This is a genomic window from Streptomyces sp. NPDC029164, assembly GCF_055563995.1.
Window position 1 is genome coordinate 1 of sequence record NZ_JBVHWW010000043.1, and the last position, 15,496, is coordinate 15,496.

14 protein-coding genes and 1 pseudogene are annotated in these 15,496 nt (G+C 72.6%); 9 read left to right on the forward strand and 6 right to left on the reverse strand.

Going from position 1 to position 15,496, the window contains the following annotated elements:
• From ACZ4VT_RS32380 to ACZ4VT_RS32390, 3 genes and pseudogenes are all read right to left on the reverse strand, one after another.
• The coding region (locus tag ACZ4VT_RS32380) for a hypothetical protein (RefSeq protein WP_467954982.1) at positions 1–749 on the reverse strand (749 nt) is incomplete at its 3' end.
• A 331-nt stretch (positions 750–1,080) separates the two neighbouring features.
• Complete coding sequence (locus tag ACZ4VT_RS32385; protein ID WP_467954983.1) at positions 1,081–1,347, reverse strand: hypothetical protein; 267 nt, start codon at positions 1,345–1,347, stop codon at positions 1,081–1,083.
• 611 nt (positions 1,348–1,958) lie between these two features.
• Positions 1,959–2,150, reverse strand: a pseudogene (locus ACZ4VT_RS32390) (helix-turn-helix domain-containing protein); the annotation flags it as partial.
• Between the two features lie 577 nt (positions 2,151–2,727).
• Between ACZ4VT_RS32390 and ACZ4VT_RS32395 the strand changes: the two are divergent.
• On the forward strand, positions 2,728–2,904 hold the full coding sequence (locus ACZ4VT_RS32395; protein ID WP_467954984.1) for a hypothetical protein: 177 nt from the start codon (positions 2,728–2,730) through the stop codon (positions 2,902–2,904).
• A 126-nt stretch (positions 2,905–3,030) separates the two neighbouring features.
• Positions 3,031–3,351, forward strand: coding sequence for a hypothetical protein (locus tag ACZ4VT_RS32400; protein ID WP_467954985.1), 321 nt, complete (start codon positions 3,031–3,033; stop codon positions 3,349–3,351).
• On the opposite strand, the gene ACZ4VT_RS32405 is transcribed toward ACZ4VT_RS32400, so the two are convergent.
• Positions 3,346–4,446 carry a LacI family DNA-binding transcriptional regulator gene (locus ACZ4VT_RS32405; protein WP_467955030.1) on the reverse strand — a complete coding sequence of 367 codons (1,101 nt, stop codon included), beginning with the start codon at positions 4,444–4,446 and terminating at the stop codon, positions 3,346–3,348. The two genes, ACZ4VT_RS32400 and ACZ4VT_RS32405, sit on opposite strands and share 6 nt — an antisense overlap.
• A gap of 194 nt (positions 4,447–4,640) precedes the next feature.
• Here ACZ4VT_RS32405 and ACZ4VT_RS32410 point away from each other — a divergent pair, with 194 nt between their 5' ends.
• From ACZ4VT_RS32410 to ACZ4VT_RS32425, 4 genes are all read left to right on the forward strand, one after another.
• Positions 4,641–6,464 carry a glycoside hydrolase family 35 protein gene (locus ACZ4VT_RS32410; protein ID WP_467954986.1) on the forward strand — a complete coding sequence of 608 codons (1,824 nt, stop codon included), beginning with the start codon at positions 4,641–4,643 and terminating at the stop codon, positions 6,462–6,464.
• Between the two features lie 88 nt (positions 6,465–6,552).
• Positions 6,553–7,233, forward strand: a complete 681-nt coding sequence (locus ACZ4VT_RS32415; protein ID WP_467954987.1) for a hypothetical protein — start codon at positions 6,553–6,555, stop codon at positions 7,231–7,233.
• A 44-nt stretch (positions 7,234–7,277) separates the two neighbouring features.
• Positions 7,278–8,228, forward strand: a complete 951-nt coding sequence (locus ACZ4VT_RS32420; protein ID WP_467954988.1) for an aldo/keto reductase — start codon at positions 7,278–7,280, stop codon at positions 8,226–8,228.
• A complete protein-coding gene (locus tag ACZ4VT_RS32425; RefSeq protein WP_467954989.1) occupies positions 8,225–9,202 on the forward strand; it encodes a D-2-hydroxyacid dehydrogenase family protein in 978 nt (325 codons plus the stop codon). The genes ACZ4VT_RS32420 and ACZ4VT_RS32425 overlap by 4 nt, the downstream gene beginning before the upstream one ends.
• Before the next feature lie 108 nt (positions 9,203–9,310).
• Here the strand turns inward: ACZ4VT_RS32425 and ACZ4VT_RS32430 are convergent, their stop codons facing one another.
• On the reverse strand, positions 9,311–10,174 hold the full coding sequence (locus ACZ4VT_RS32430; RefSeq protein WP_467954990.1) for an ABC transporter permease: 864 nt from the start codon (positions 10,172–10,174) through the stop codon (positions 9,311–9,313).
• On the reverse strand, positions 10,171–12,873 hold the full coding sequence (locus tag ACZ4VT_RS32435; protein ID WP_467954991.1) for an alpha/beta fold hydrolase: 2,703 nt from the start codon (positions 12,871–12,873) through the stop codon (positions 10,171–10,173). The genes ACZ4VT_RS32430 and ACZ4VT_RS32435 overlap by 4 nt, the downstream gene beginning before the upstream one ends.
• Positions 12,874–13,025: 152 nt before the next feature.
• Between ACZ4VT_RS32435 and ACZ4VT_RS32440 the strand changes: the two genes are divergently transcribed.
• The 3 genes from ACZ4VT_RS32440 (at position 13,026) to ACZ4VT_RS32450 (ending at position 15,472) form a co-directional block, all read left to right on the forward strand.
• A complete protein-coding gene (locus tag ACZ4VT_RS32440) occupies positions 13,026–14,561 on the forward strand; it encodes an ATP-dependent DNA ligase (protein WP_467954992.1) in 1,536 nt (511 codons plus the stop codon).
• Between the two features lie 97 nt (positions 14,562–14,658).
• Positions 14,659–15,288, forward strand: a complete 630-nt coding sequence (locus tag ACZ4VT_RS32445; protein ID WP_467954993.1) for a helix-turn-helix domain-containing protein — start codon at positions 14,659–14,661, stop codon at positions 15,286–15,288.
• Positions 15,289–15,304: 16 nt separating this feature from the next.
• Entirely contained in the window at positions 15,305–15,472 is a 168-nt protein-coding gene (locus tag ACZ4VT_RS32450; RefSeq protein WP_362809303.1) for a DUF6126 family protein, read from the forward strand.
• The last annotated feature ends 24 nt before the right edge of the window (positions 15,473–15,496 follow it).

Sequence of the window (15,496 nt, forward strand, 5' to 3'; positions counted from 1 at the left end):
GCTACGAACGCAAGGCCGAGCACTTCCTTGCTTTCGCCAGCATCGCCTGCACCCTCATCTGCTACCGCAGACTGGCCAAATGAGATGAGGTCTAAGTCGATGACGAAGTCACGGACACGGATCGTCCGGGCGGGCAAGGGCCGCGCGAGCGCGTCGAGCGCGGCCATGGTGCCCAGCGGGTGCGAGTGGTCGGTCTGCATGACCAGCCCTTCAACCCCGGGAAGATGCAGCGACAGTACCGGGACCCTCTGACAGCCAGCACGGACTGCCGAGCCTGCTATGCCAACAAATCGCCCACGGAGGCCGCACGTCTCCAAGGGCCAGCTTCGCCCGGCACGAGAGGACCGAATCTCTCGCCCACGCGCGCACGGCAGCAGCATCCTCAGACGATCGATGAGATACTGCGCAGTCTGCTGACTCGCCTGGATCCAGTCCGCGAAAGGATCGTGGGTCAGAACCGCCGACAATCGCTCGCGGGCCTCGCTGGCATTGCCGACGAGCGCGGCGGCCACCCCGGCATTGAAGTTGCCCCAGAGATCATCTCGTCGGACCGGCTGGCTCGACAAGGCGCGAGCCACAGCATTGAGATCGGCGAAGCGGTCCCTGAACTCGCCCACACGCTTCTCAGCGTCGTGGACGAGTTTCTCCGTGACGGCAGCGAACTGCTGCTCGTGGCGAAACTCCTGCGAGCCGGCGACCTTCTCATGGACATTGAACGTCACATGCCCGACGTCCTGCCAGAGCCACATCACTCCGACGGTAAGCACTGCCCTGGCTCCACTGAGGCGGGAAGAAGTCGACTACACCGAGCCACCACCCGTGATCGTCGAGCCAGAGCCGAGACCGGCCTCTCTGCCGGAGGCCGAGGGGACGAAGATGTTGCCGAGCCGCTGCGGTGACCAACCGCGATGCGGGGGAGGTAGCTGCCATGGCGAGATTCTCGCCCGCCTGTGAACGAGCTGTCGTGCGGCATCCCCTTGAGCCCTCGCTGTCATGGACGGTTAGGAAACAGGCAGTCCTGAACGAAGCGGTGCGAGCCCGCAATCGGGTTCGCACCGCGTCGTCCTGGTTCGGTGGTGGTTACGGCAGCTTCAGCCAGGGGCTCTTGTTGGTCAGGGTGGCGGTGTGGCTGCTGGTCCAGAAGATGGTCGTGTTATTCCCGTAGGCCCTGCCGGCCTTGCCATTGAAGTCGGGTGCGGTGAAGGGCTTGTTCGTGATGGCTCCCGCAGGGCAGTCGTAGATCTTCTGCGACATGATCCTCGAGCCGCCGGTCTCCAACGTCTGGAGCATGATCTTGCAGGCGGGGTGCCCCGCGCGCAGGGTGACGTAGGCGTCGGACCGGCCCACGCCGGCCCTCGGGGCGCTGATGCAGGACTTCCAGTCGACGTAGCTGGAGCGAAACCCTCCGAGTACTCCCAGCAGCCGCCACCGCTCGCCGCGTTCGCGGCGGGAGCGAAGGCCAGTGACGAAGCGTGGATTCCCGCTGCGCCCAGGAAGCCTGCGGCGGCGCGAGTGATTGGTGACATGCCCATTCCCCCATGGTGTAGCCGTCTGGTGACGGTTGGTCAAGATCGAAATTAGGGCCCGCCCGGCAGGCTGCCCACCGGGCGGGCCGCGTTCAGAGGTACATTCGAGGAAGCGGCACCACGACTAGCCTTGTCCGCGACCGTGACGAGCGACGGATGCAACTGCGGCCCCTGCTCGCTCGCCGGAACGGCCGTCGCCACCTGGGTGGCTGGTCTGCTCGCCCACCTTGACCAGCTGCGGCCAGTACTGGCAGGCCGGGTCGATCCGGGTCGGCAGTGCGACGAGTACCTCCGTGGCAACCCGCTGGCCGTTAGTCAGTGCGGCCACCACATCCTCGGACCGGCCGGGCTCGGTCTCCGGGTCCACCAGGGAGAGCCCCACCCCCGCGCCCAGACTCCCACTACAGCACGCTCTTTCATGCGCGGCCCAAGACCCAGCATGGTCGGGCGAGTGGTCGCCGTCTGGACGATGAAGTCCTCGTCGCCACGATCGATAGGGCGGGGACGGCCTCCCGCCCAGCGAGGGCTCAGGCAGGAGAACTCGATCTCGTTGAACTTGTGGATCACGTCGCGGACGGTGTCCTCCTCAGCCTGGACCAGGCGGGCTATGACGGGGACCGTGCTGGTGGCGACGTGGGAGACGGTCACGGCGATCGTCGCCGTCTGCGGCGACCCAGACGGGGCCGTGGGGCATCTGTGGCAGAAGGCCCGCATCGCCGAGCGGGGCCGTCTCAGGCAGCTGCGCCGCCCCGGGGTGTCCACGATGCGGTGGCCGCCGGGCCGGCCCCCGCGCCGATCGCCTGGCTGCTTCCCGGTACCAGGCCGGTTAGCGCGTAGAGAAGGTGGGCGGGCCGGACGCGGGCCACCACGGCGATACGGCGGGCCGCGGTGGGGGGAGAGGGCCAGGTCGGCTGGGGGTGGGGTGCCGTGTCAGTGGACGGTGATATCGGCGCCGTCCAGGAGTTGGGGCACGCCTGACGGGCCTGGAACGTGCGCGGGACGAGTGCGTCGCGGACATCCAGGCCGATCCCGAGCACGGGTGGCGACGTCGTCTCTGCGACGCTCATGCGCATCGCGAACTACGATCACGGGCATCGCCTGGCCGGCGCGGGCGGGTGCACCATCCGGTCGGGGGAGCGTCGGTGGTTGCGGCTGTCACGGTGGCCACGGCCGCCGGTGTTCCGGTCGTCCTCTGCGATCGGTGGCTCGATCCTCTCCGGCGACGGCCGGTGGGGACTGTCTGACCTTCGTGGGGTCCGATTTCGGCGGGCAAGGGCGGCGTCTCGCCGAGTGGCTGGTGAGGAGCGCCAACGGGAAGACCAAGATCATCGAGATCGAGGGGGTCGCGGGCGCCGCATCGGCCGTTGGCCGCAAGTAGGAGTTCGACGAGGCCGTCACGGCTCTTGGAGGGTTCAGGATCCTGGCCTCCTCATCGGGGGACTGCGTCCGTGACGAGGGCTGCCAGGTCGCCGAAACCCGCCTGGGGAGCCACTCGGACGCCAGCGTGGTCTACGCCCACCACGAGGAGATGGCGCTCGGTGCCGTGGCCGCCCTCGACGCCGCCGGCCGGGCGCCGGGCAAGGACGTCATCGTCCTGTCCGTCGGCGGCGGAAGGGAAATCCTGCGGGCCGTGGCCGACGGCAGGGTGAACGCCGTCGTCGCATGCAGCCCCCGCTTCGGCGCCCTCGCCTTCGAGGCGCTGCACAGGTGCGTGAACGGCGAGCGGATGGGGCCGTGGGTGAAGCAGGGCGACGGCTTCTTCGACACGTCGAACGCCGCGGCCGGGATCTCCCGCGCGTACCGACGGCCGCGGCGCCGGTCATGAGCGGATCGTCAGGCGGGGGAGCAGGTCCAGGTGCTGGCGGGGAGCGGTGTCGGGGGATGTGGTGGTCGACAGGCGGTCCAGCAGGAGGGCCGCCGCTCGCGCGCCCACCTCGTGCTTGGCCGGTGCGACCGCCGAGAGGGGGACGTCGGCCATCCCGGCCACCTCGTCGTCGTACGTGATCACCGCCAGGTCCTCCGGTACCCGCACTCCGCGCGCCTGGAGCCGAGGGATCAGCATGATCGCGTCGGTGTCGCTGTGGACCAGGGCGGCGGTGACCCCGCCCGCCGTCACCGCCTCGCACAGGTAGTCCAGCGTCCGGGCGAACATGTCCGCGTCCGAGAGCGGGCCCGGGCCGGCCGGCGGCCACGGCGGGGCCGGTTCCAGGCCGAGCGCCGACACGGCGGCCTCGTAACCGGCCCGCAGTCGTGCCGTGGTCGGGGTCGCCCGGCTGGCGAGGGCGATCCGCCGGTGCCCCTGCTCCACCAGGTGCTGCACCGCCCGGGCCGCGCCGTGCGCGTGGTCGGAGGCCACCCGGTCCAGTGAGGCCGCGGGATGTCCCGGCGGTGCCCAGCGTTCCACCAGTACGGTCGGAACCGGGAGTTCGGCGGTCCAGGCGCCCTCGCCGGGCCCCGGCGACCCGGCCTCCCAGTTCGGTGTCAGCAGCAGCCCGTGCGCCCCCGTGGACAGCAGCCGGTCCGCCTGAGTCCGGTCCTCGCCCTGCAGGTAGCGGGTCAGCCCCACGGTCAGCCGGGCCCCTCGCGCCTCGACCGCCTCGCGTGCCCCGCGTACGACATCGGCGTAGTAGTACTCGGTCGTCGGGACCACCATGCCGATGACCAGCCCCTGCGGCGTACCGGCCGTGACGGCGGCCGTCGCGGCGGCCGAAGCAGCCGAAGGCGCCCGCCCCGGGTCCACTCGGCTGATCCCCCCGTGCATCCGCTGGATCTCGCCCCGCGCCGTCATCGCCTCGATGTCCCGGCGCAGGGTGACGGGGGAGATGCCGAGCTCCCGGGCCAGGTCCGCCACGCGCACGCTGCCGCGGGCCCGGACGAGCTCGAGCACCTGTGCCTGACGCTGGTTCACGTGTCTTCTCAAGGTGTCCCCCCGCGGTCCGCCGGCGTGGCTGGTGTGTGTCAGCGCCGTCATGGTGTCAGCGACATCATAGGGAATCGATTCGATCGATTCGATCGAAACCGATCAACTGGTCATTGACGGTTCGGACGGTGCGTTCATATATTCGGCGGCGTTCCGTACTTCTCGGCATCTCGACCTCTCTCGGGAGTCAGCGCATGCTCACGTACGACCAGGACGGATTCCGGCGCGCGGGCCGCCCCCACCGCATCGTCTCGGGCGCCCTGCACTACTTCAGGGTCCACCCGGACCTGTGGGAGGACCGGCTCGCGCGCCTGCGGGCCCTGGGCGCCAACACCGTGGACACGTACGTCCCCTGGAACTTCCACGAGACCGCGCCCGGCAAGGCCGACTTCACCGGCCGGCGTGACCTCGGCCGTTTCCTGCGCCTCGCCCACGACCTCGGCCTCGACGCCGTCGTCCGCCCCGGCCCGTACATCTGCGCCGAGTGGGACTTCGGCGGCCTGCCCGCCCGCCTCCTCGCCGTCGACGGCCTCCACCTGCGCTGCTCCGACCCGCGCTTCGAGGCCGAGGTGGACGGCTGGTTCGACCTGATCGTCCCGGAGCTGCTGCCGCTGCTCGCGAGCCGGGGCGGCCCGGTCGTCGCCGTGCAGATCGAGAACGAGTACGGCTCGTACGGCAACGACACCCGCTACCGCGCCCACGTGGAGCAGGCCCTCGTCGAACGGGGCGTGGACTGCCTGCTGTTCACCGCCGACGGCCCCGAGGACGCCATGCTCCAGGGCGGCATGCTCCCCGGCCGGCTCGCCACCGCCACCTTCGGGGCGCGGCCCGCCGAACGCCTCGACGCACTGCGCCGCTACCAGCGGACCGGCCCGCTCGCCGCCATGGAGTTCTGGATCGGCTGGTTCGACCACTGGGGCGAGGACCACCACGTCCGCGCCGTCGAGGACGCGGCCGCGTCACTCGACGAACTCCTCGCCACCGGCGCCTCCGTCAACCTCTACATGGCCCACGGCGGCACCAACTTCGGCTTCTGGGCCGGTGCCAACCACGCCGGATCCCGCCCCGGCGAACCCGGCTACCAGCCCACCGTCACCAGCTACGACTACGACGCGCCCATCGGCGAGGCCGGCGAACTCACCCCCAAGTTCCACGTGTTCCGCGAGGTCATCGGCAAGTACGTGCCGCTCCCCGACGTCCCGCTGCCCGAGCCGCCGCCCCGGATCACGCCAGCCTTGGCCGTGCCCGCAGGCTCGGTGGAGCTGCTCGACCGCCTCGACCTCCTCGCCGGGCCCCCGGTCCTGCGCCCCGCACCCGAGTCCATGGAGCGGCTCGGACAGAGCCACGGCCTGATCCACTACCGCACCGCCGTCACCGGCCCGCGCCCCGCCATGCCCGTCAGGATCGACGGCCTCGGCGACCGCGCGTACGTGTTCGCCGACGGGGTGCCCCTCGGAGTCCTGGACAGGAACAGCCCCGACGAGGGGCTCGACCTGCCGGTCGGCGAGGACGGGGTGGTCCTCGACGTACTCGTCCGGGCCCAGGGACGGGTCAACTACGGTCCGCTCCTCGACGACCGCAAGGGCATCTGGCGCGGCGTACGCCACGGCCACCAGCAGCTGTTCGAGTGGGAGATCCGACCGCTGCCGCTCACCGACCTGACCGGACTCGACTGGCTCGACGGAACCGATTGCGGCCTCGACGGCCTCGACGGGTCCGGGAAGCCCGGACGGCCCGCCTTCCACCGCTTCACCCACGCGCTCGCCGAGGGGCACGGGCCGGCCGACGGCTTCCTCGACGTGTCCGGCTGGGGGACCGGCCTGGTCTGGCTGAACGGCTTCCTCCTGGGTCACTACGACACCCCGCGCGGCCCGCAGCGCACCCTCTACGCTCCCGGACCCCTGTGGCGCGACGGCGAGAACGAGATCGTCGTCCTCGAACTGGAGCGCCCGGGCACCGAACTCCCGCTGCGCGACCAGCCCGACCTCGGCCGCACGACCGTCGTCACGCTCCAGTAGCCCCCACGGCAGGGCCGAGGCAACCTGAGTTCCCCGTTGCCCCTCCTCCCTGACGGAACGGTCAGGCGAGACACGGGGAGTCGGGGACATGAACAGCCGCATGAACAGCCGCATGAACAGCCGTACAAGCCAGAAACGCCGCATCAGCCGGAAACGCCGGATCGGCCATACCCGTACGATCGGCCGCACCGCGCCCGCGGCCGCCGTCGTCGTATGCGCCGCGGTGCTGGCGCTCGGGGCAGCCGCCGCGCCGTCCTGGGCGAGCGGGTGGGCCTCCTCGGAGCAGGTCGGCCGCGCCGGGGAACTCGTACCGGTGATGGCCAAGGACGATCCGCAGCACCAGGCACGCGTTCCGGAGGGGCGGCAGCTGCGCGTGGTCAAGGTGAGCAGCCCGGTCCTGGCCGAGGATTCGGAGGACAGCCAGATCGGTTACAACGGCCGGTCCTACCTGGGCTGGGCGCGGATCAAGGCCGACGCGAAGCCCGGCGAGTATCCGCTGTCCGTCACCTTCGACTACGTGAACCCGCTCGACTCCGGCGACACCGCGGGGAGCCGCCCGTACGTCGCCGGAGGCGGCTCGATCACCGTCGCGGCCGGGCGCGATGACGGGAACGGCGAAGGCGGGGACGAGGACGGGCGAGGCGGCGTCGCCGGCCGCCCCGAGGTCTGGGCCCTGGGCGGCGCCGCGGCGGCCGCGCTCGCGACACATGGTGTTCACGTCGTACGGCGCCGACGCCGTACCACCGCCGGACCGGGCCGCCTAGACTGACATGCGGTTGATCATGTACCCGACGAGTCTGAGGAACGAAACGCATGCGCTATCTCCCCCTGGGCAGTTCAGGTCTGCAGGTCTCCGCCGTCGGCCTCGGCTGTAACAACTTCGGTGGCCGGCTCGACGCCCAGGCCACCCGCGCCGTGGTCGACGCCGCCCTGGACGCCGGCATCACCCTCCTCGACACCGCCGACATCTACGGCAACGCCGGCGGCTCCGAGGTCCACCTCGGGCAGGCCCTCAAGGGCCGCCGCGACCAGGTCGTCCTCGCCACCAAGTTCGGCTACGACGGCGTGGACATGAAGTACGGGCCCGCCGCCGGATCCCGCGGCGGCCGCGCGTACATCCGGCGGGCCGTCGAGGAATCCCTGCGCCGCCTCGACACCGACCACATCGACCTCTTCCAGCTGCACAGCCCCGACCCGGCCACCCCGATCGCCGAGACCCTGGCCGCGCTCACCGAGCTCGTCGCCGAGGGCAAGGTGCGCTACATCGGCCACTCCAACCTCTCCGGCTGGCAGCTCGCCGAAGCCGCCCACGTGGCCCGCGAGACCGGCACGGTCCCCTTCGTGTCGGCGCAGAACGAGTGGTCGCTGCTGGAGCGGTCGGCCGAGCGCGAGCTGGTCCCGGCCGCCCTGCACTACGGTGTCGGCGTGCTCCCGTACTTCCCGCTCGCCAACGGTCTGCTGACCGGCAAGATCCGCCGCGGCGCGCCCGTCCCGGCCGGCTCCCGTCTCGAAGGCCGCGACGCGTACCTCACCGACGAGCGCCTCGACGTGGTCGAAGCGCTGGCCGCGCTCGGCGAGAAGCACGACCGGACCGTCCTCGAACTCGCCATCGGCTGGCTCTCCGCCCAGCCCGGCTGCGCCTCCGTCATCGCGGGAGCCACCTCGGCCGAGCAGGTGCGTGCCAACGCGGCCGTCGCCGACCGCCCGCTCGACGCGGAGCTGCTCGCCGAGATCGACGCCATCGCCCCCGGCGTCGGCGCGTGACGGGCGGCGGGCGGCGGCCCCTGCGCTGTGCGCTCCTCGACGACTTCCAGGACGTCGGGCGCACCGCGGCGGACTGGTCGCCGCTCGCCGGCCGTGTCGAAACGGTGAGCCTCACCGACCACACGGATGACGAGGACGTGCTCGCCGGACGGCTGGCAGGCTTCGACATCGTGGTCACCCTGCGCGAACGCGTCCCGTTCCCGGCCTCGCTCCTCGACCGGCTGCCGCGCCTGCGCCTGCTCATCGCGTCCGGCATGCGCAACTCGGTGATCGACTACGCCGCCGCCGCACGCAACGGCGTGACCGTGTGCGGCACCGGCAGCTCCGCCACCCCGCCCGTGGAGCTGACCTGGACCCTGCTGCTGGGCCTGGCCCGCGGCCTGGTACGGGAGAGCAGCGCCCTGCGCGACGGCGGCCCCTGGCAGCAGGGCGTCGGCGCGGACCTGCACGGGCAGCGGCTCGGGCTGCTCGGCCTCGGCAAGATCGGCAGCCGGGTCGCCCGGGTCGGGCTCGCCTTCGGCATGGAGGTGGTGGCCTGGAGCCCGAACCTCACGGAGGAACGCGCCGAAGAGGTGGGGGTCGCGCTCGCGCCGTCCAAGGAGGAGCTGCTGGCGAGCAGCGACTTCGTCTCCGTCCACCTGGCCCTCGGCGAGCGCAGCCGGGGCCTGATCGGCGCCGCGGAGCTCGCGCTGATGCGGCCGACGGCCTACCTCGTCAACACCTCGCGCGCCGCGATCGTCGACCAGCAGGCGCTCCTCGAAGCCCTGCACGCGGGCCGGATCGCCGGCGCGGGCACCGACGTCTTCGACGTCGAGCCGCTGCCGGCCGGGCACCCCCTGCGCAGTGCTCCCCGGCTGCTCGCCACCCCGCACCTGGGCTATGTGACACGGTCCAACTACGCCACGTACTACGGCGATGCGGTCGAGGACATCCAGGCGTTCCTCGACGGCTCGCCCGTGCGCGTCCTCGGCTGACAGCTGACCGCCAGCTGCCGGGTGCCGGCAGCCAGGCGTCAGCCGGCCCCGTATCCCGTCGCCGCGAGACGACGGATCTCCCGCGCAACAGCCGGGTCTCGTACGGCCCTAGGACACGATGTCCTTGCGCGAGAATCCCCGGAAGGCAAGGGCGAACAGCACCAAGGCGTACGATACGGACACCACCGTCCCCTTGATCATCCCGCCCCACTCCAGCTGCGGCTGCAAGGCGTCCGCCCACGCGAACTGCCAGTGCGCCGGCAGGAACTCGCGCCAGGATCCGAGCGCGGTCACGGCGTCCAGCACATTGCCGACGATCGTCAGACCGACCGCCCCGCCCACCGCGCCGAGCGGCGCGTCCGTCCGCGTGGACAGCCAGAACGCCAGCCCCGCCGTCACCAGCTGCGAGACGAAGACGAAGGCCACCGCCAGCGCGAGCCGCGGCACGGTGTCCGCGGCCGCCAGGGCCCCGCCGGCCGGGAGCTTCAGCGGCCCCCACCCGTACGCGGCCGTGCCCGCCGCCAGCGCCACCACCGGCAGCAGCACCATCGCCGCCAGACTGAAGCCCAGCGCCACCACCAGCTTGCTCCACAGCAGCCGCATCCGCGGCACCGGCGAGGCCAGCAGGTAGCGCAGCGAGGACCAGCTCGCCTCCGAGGCCACCGTGTCCCCGCAGAACAGCGCCACCGGCACCACCAGCAGGAACCCGGCCGAGACGAACAGACAGGTCGCGGCGAAGTTCGCACCCGAGGCCGTGGCCGTGTCGATCAGGGTGACCCGGCCGTTCCCGCCGTCCCGGCTGCCGGGACCGCCGCCGACCGCGAACGCGATCATCAGGATGAACGGCAGCGCGGCCAGCACCCCGCCCATCACCAGCGTCCGCCGCCGGCGCCACTGGCGCAGCGCCTCCACGCGCAGCGGCAGCGTACGGCCCGCCCGGTAGCCCGGGGCCACCTCCTGTACGGCGCTCACGCCGGACCTCCGATCAGGGTGAGGAACGCGTCCTCCAGTCGCCGGTGCGGTCCCACTCCGGTGACCGGCACCTCCAGCCGTACGAGTTCGGCGATCAGCCCCGCGGCCGTCGCGCCGTCGAGCCGCACGAGCAGCCCGTCGTCGGCAGCCACCACGGAACCCACTCCCTCCAGTGCCGCCACCTTCTCGAGGCCCACCGCGTCCACCGGCTCCGCCAGCGTCACGAACAGGGTGTCCCCGCCCCCGGTGATCTCGGCGACCCGGCCCGCCGCGACCCGCTGTCCGCGGTCCATGACCACCAGGTGCGTACAGGACTGCTCCACCTCCGACAGCAGGTGGCTGGAGACGATGACCGTCCGCCCGCCGGCGGCGTAGCGGATCATCACGTCCCGCATCTCCCGGATCTGCGGCGGGTCCAGACCGTTCGTCGGCTCGTCGAGGATCAGCAGGTCCGGCATTCCGAGCATCGCCTGCGCGATCGCGAGGCGCTGGCGCATGCCCTGCGAGTACGTGCGCACCGCGCGCTCCAGCGCGTCGCCCAGTCCCGCGATCTCCAGGGCCTCCGCCATGTGCGAGTCCTCGGGCGGGCGGCCGGTGGCCTGCCAGTACAGCTCCAGGTTGGCGCGGCCCGTCAGGTGCGGCAGGAATCCCGCGCCCTCCACGAACGCCCCGACCCGCGACAGCACCGGCGCGCCGGCCCGTACCGCGTGCCCGAACACCCGGATCTCCCCGGCGTCCGGCGAGATCAGCCCCATCAGCATGCGCAGGGTGGTGGTCTTGCCGGCGCCGTTGGGCCCGAGCAGCCCCAGCACCTGCCCCTTCTCCACCCGGAACGACAGGTCCCGCACCGCGTACCGGTCCTGCGCCTTCGCGTACCGCTTCGACAGTCCGGTGATCTCCAGGGGTACGTCGGCCAGCGAGGGGTCCGGCTGCGCCGGGCCCGGCCGCGTCCCCGCGGCGCCCCGGCCGGTCCTGCGGATCCCGAGCAGCCCCGCGGCCAGCGCCACCGCGCCGAGCGGCAGCCACCAGGTCCAGGCGGGCAGCCCGGCCGAGGCCGTCCGCACGCCGGTCGCGACGGGAACGGCCAGAGGGCCCTCCACCGCGACCGTGTAGGCGGCGGGCGCGGCCGGGGTGGCGTACCCGAGGTCGGTGGCGGCGACCACCAGCCGCAGCCGGTGCCCGGCCACGGCCGAGTGGTCGATCGCGGGGAGCGTCAGCCGCACGCTCACGCCCTGCTGCGCGTTCTCCACCCGCACCGGGGCGACCAGCTGGTTGGGCAGCACCTGCTGCTGCCCGTCGGGCCCCACGTCGTACACCTTGCCGAAGAGCACGGCCGATCCGTCGGCGGCTGTCGACCTCACGTTCAGGGTGACGGTCGGGGTCCCGGTGATCCGTACGTCCTCGGTCAGCGGAGCCGACTCGAAGCGGGCGTTCTGCCCGGGGAAGTCAAGGGAGAAGCCGGCCCCGAAGGCGGCGAGCTGCCCGCCGATGCCGGGCAGCGAGGACAGGGCCGGAGGCGCGCCGCCCGCCGGATTGGCGAAGGTCTGCTCGCGGCCCGTCAGGGCGAACTGCCGCGGGCCGGAAACCAGCCCGGGGTACGTGTCGCCGCTCGCGCCGCGCAGGGTGACCTCGCCGTCGGTGGAATCGATGCCGCCGGAGCGCGTGACGCGGAACGCCGGACCGGTGTCCGAGCCCTCGTCCCCCTTCAGGTGGCGGTCGAACCAGGCCGCCACCCGGGCCTCGACCCGGTCCGCCTCGCGCATGCCGCCGTCGTGGCCGCCGGACGCCCAGTCCACGGAAACGGGCGCGCCGTTCGCCGCGATGGCCCTGGCCATGGCATCGGCCTGGTCCAGCGGGAAGAGGGAGTCGTCCTGGCCCTGCACGATGAGGGTCGGCACCTTGATCCGGTCGCCGACGGCCGAGGGGCTCCGCCGCTCCAGCAGGGCGCGCGCCTCGGGGTCGGGCTTCCCGGCCACCGCGACGCGTTCGTACATCGCGCACAGCTCGGGCTGGAAGCGTCCGCAGCCGGGAGCGGCCGACGGGTCCGGCCGCCCGGGACGGGCCTGCTGCATCCCGCCGGACGAGCCGGTGGTGAAGAAGATGCCGGACCACAGCTTCTTGAAGACGCCGTTGGGGAAGAGCGAGTCGGCGAGGTTCCAGTACGTGATCTGCGGAGCGATCGCGTCCACCCGCCGGTCGTACCCGGCGGCGAGCAGCGAGATCGCCCCGCCGTAGGAGCCCCCGGACACGCCGACGCGCGGATCGCCGTCCGCGTCGAGCTTCACCTCGGGCCGGGCCGCGAGCCAGTCGATGAGCCGGGAGACGTCCTTGACCTCGTTCTCGGGGTCGTTCAGGCCGATCTGGCCGCCGGAGCCGCCGAAGCCGCGCGCCGACCAGGTCATGACGGCGTACCCGTCGCGGGCGAGGCGCTCGGCCTGCTCGCGGACATCGTCCTTGCTGCCGCCGAAGCCGTGCCCGAGGAGAACGGCGGGACGTTTTTCCGCACCGCCGCCCGCGGTGAAATAGGAGGAGTCGATCCGGGCACCGGGCATGGACAGGACCTGGTCCTCGCGGTGCACGGGGGGCGCGTCGTCGGACGCGAACGCGGCCGTCCACGTACCGGCGCCCGCCACGACGGCGAGCGCGGCGGCGCCCGCGAGGAGGCGGTCTCGTCGGCGCCGGGGCATTCGGAGCTTCATAGGGGAACCCTAAAGGGCCGGTACCCGGGCTCCGAGCACCCACAGGCGGAACCCCAGACCTTCTCAAGGACCACGCCGAGCCCCGCGCGTACCGCACCTGCGGTATGCGCCGCCGACCTGCGCGGTACGAACGGGGGCGGGAGGATGGCCGCATGCTGCTCGCCGACGTCGCACGCGTGTCCCGGGAGGTCGCCGAGACCTCCGCCCGGTCCCGCAAGACCGCGCTGCTCGCGGAGCTCTTCGCGGCCGCGCCACCCGAGGAGGCCGGTCTGGTCATCTCCTACCTCTCCGGGCGCCTCCCGCAGGGCCGCCCGGGCATCGGCTGGCGCGCCCTCGCCCAGGAGACCGCACCGGCGCCGGAGCCCACCCTGACCGTCCGCGCCGTCGACGCGGCGGTCTCCGAACTCGCCGCCGTCGCGGGCCCCGGCGCACAGGGGGAGCGGCGCCGGATCGTCGACACCCTGCTGGGCGCGGCCACCGGCGCCGAGCAGGCGTTCCTGCGCAGCCTGCTGTCCGGCGAGGTACGCCAGGGCGCGCTGGACGCGGTGGCCCTGGAGGGTGTGGCCGCGGCCGCCGGAGTGCCGGCCGCCGAACTGCGCCGGGCGGTGATGCTGGACGGCTCGCTGCCCCGGGTGGCGACCGCGGTGCTCGCCGGAGGGGCGCCGGCCCTGGGCGCCGTCACCCTGCGCGTCGGCCGGCCCGTGCAGCCGATGCTGGCGGGCACCGCGAAATCGGTCGCCGAGGCACTTGCCGCACTCGGGCCGTGCGCGGTGGAGGAGAAGCTCGACGGGATCCGCGTGCAGGTCCACCGGGACGGCGACGACGTACGGGTGTACACGCGCTCCCTCGACGAGATCACCGGGCGGCTCCCGGAGGTGGTGGAACTGGCCCGGTCGCTGCCGGGGGAGCGGTTCATCCTCGACGGGGAGGTCATCGGCCGCGCGCCTGACGGCCGGCCCGTCCCCTTCCAGGAGATCGCGAGCCGGGTCGGCTCCCGCGTCGACGTGGTGGCCGCACGGCGGACGCTCCCGGTCGTCCCCTGCTTCTTCGACGTCCTGGCCGCCGGCGAGGACGTCCTCCTCGACCTCCCGGTCCGGGAGCGGTACGAGGCCCTGGCCGCCCTCGTGCCCGAGAACGCCCGGGTCCGGCGCCTCGCCGTGGAGGATCCGGGCGGGCAGGCGGCCGAGGCCGAGGAGTTCTGGGCCGAGACCCTGCGCCGCGGCCACGAGGGGGTCGTGGTCAAGGCACTGGACTCGGCCTACGCGGCCGGCCGCCGCGGCAGGCACTGGCTGAAGGTGAAGCCGGTGCACACCCTGGACCTGGTGGTCCTCGCCGCCGAATGGGGCCACGGGCGGCGCACCGGACTGCTCTCGAACCTGCACCTGGGGGCGCGGGCCGCCGACGGCACCTACGCCATGCTCGGCAAGACCTTCAAAGGGCTCACGGACGAGATGCTGCGCTGGCAGACCGGGGCGCTGCGCGCGCTGGCCACCTCGGACGACGGCTTCACCGTGCGGGTGCGGCCCGAACTGGTGGTGGAGATCGCCTACGACGGGCTGCAGCGCTCGCCGCGCTACCCCGCCGGGGTGGCGCTGCGGTTCGCGCGGGTGCTGAGGCACCGCCCGGACAAGGACGCGGAGCAGGCCGATACCGTGGAGACGGTGCTCGGCGAGGAGAGCGGGCCCTGATCATCCGCCGGGAGCCGCAGGACGAGGGCAGCCGGGAGAATTTGCCTCACAGGCAAGGAGAATTGCCAGAAAGGCAAAGCTCTGGCTCAATCAGGGCATGAAACCCGGTCCCGCCCCCGGCCCCGAAGACGCGGCCGACGAGCTGCCCGCCGTGGCCCCGCAACTGCGCGAACTGCGCCGCCGCGCCGGACTCACCCTGGAGGCCGCCGCCGCCCGGGCCCGGCTCTCGCCCGCCCACCTGTCACGACTGGAGACCGGCCGACGCCAGCCCTCGCTGCCGCTCCTGCTCGGGCTCGCCCGCACCTACGGTACGACGGTCTCCGAGCTGCTCGGCGAGACCCCGGCCGTCGCCGATCCCCTCGTACGGGCCGGCGGTCCCGGAGCCCGCGAGGCCGACGGATGGACGTACTGGCAGGCGGGCGGCTCCGGCCGCGGCATGCAGGCCCTGCGCGTGCACGTCCCCCACGGCCGCAGCCAGGGCGAGCTGGTCCGCGTACATCCCGGCGAGGAATGGCTGTACGTCCTGGACGGACGGCTGCGGCTGCACCTGGGGGAAGCCGAGCACCTGCTGGAGCCGGGGGACAGCGCGCACTTCGACTCGCTCACCCCGCACCGGATCGGCGCGGCCTCCGCCGGGGGCGCCGACCTGCTGTTCGTCCACACCCTGCTGCAGAGCAGCCTCGCCGGGCTGTGCCTCGGCGGGAACTCCACCACGCACCACCGATAGCCGAGGAGCCGTACCCATGTCCCGAGGAGAGAACCCCGTCACCAACCCCGTCACCGTACGGGCGCGCATCGAGGCCAAGTTCCCGCGCGGTCTGGTGATCCGGCTGATCGCCTACTTGTTCGTCGGCCACCTCTTCGCCTTCTTCGTCTACCTCCTCTTCGTCCTGGGAGCCCAGAACCAGTAGCGCGCCGGGGCGAGCGAGCGCGGG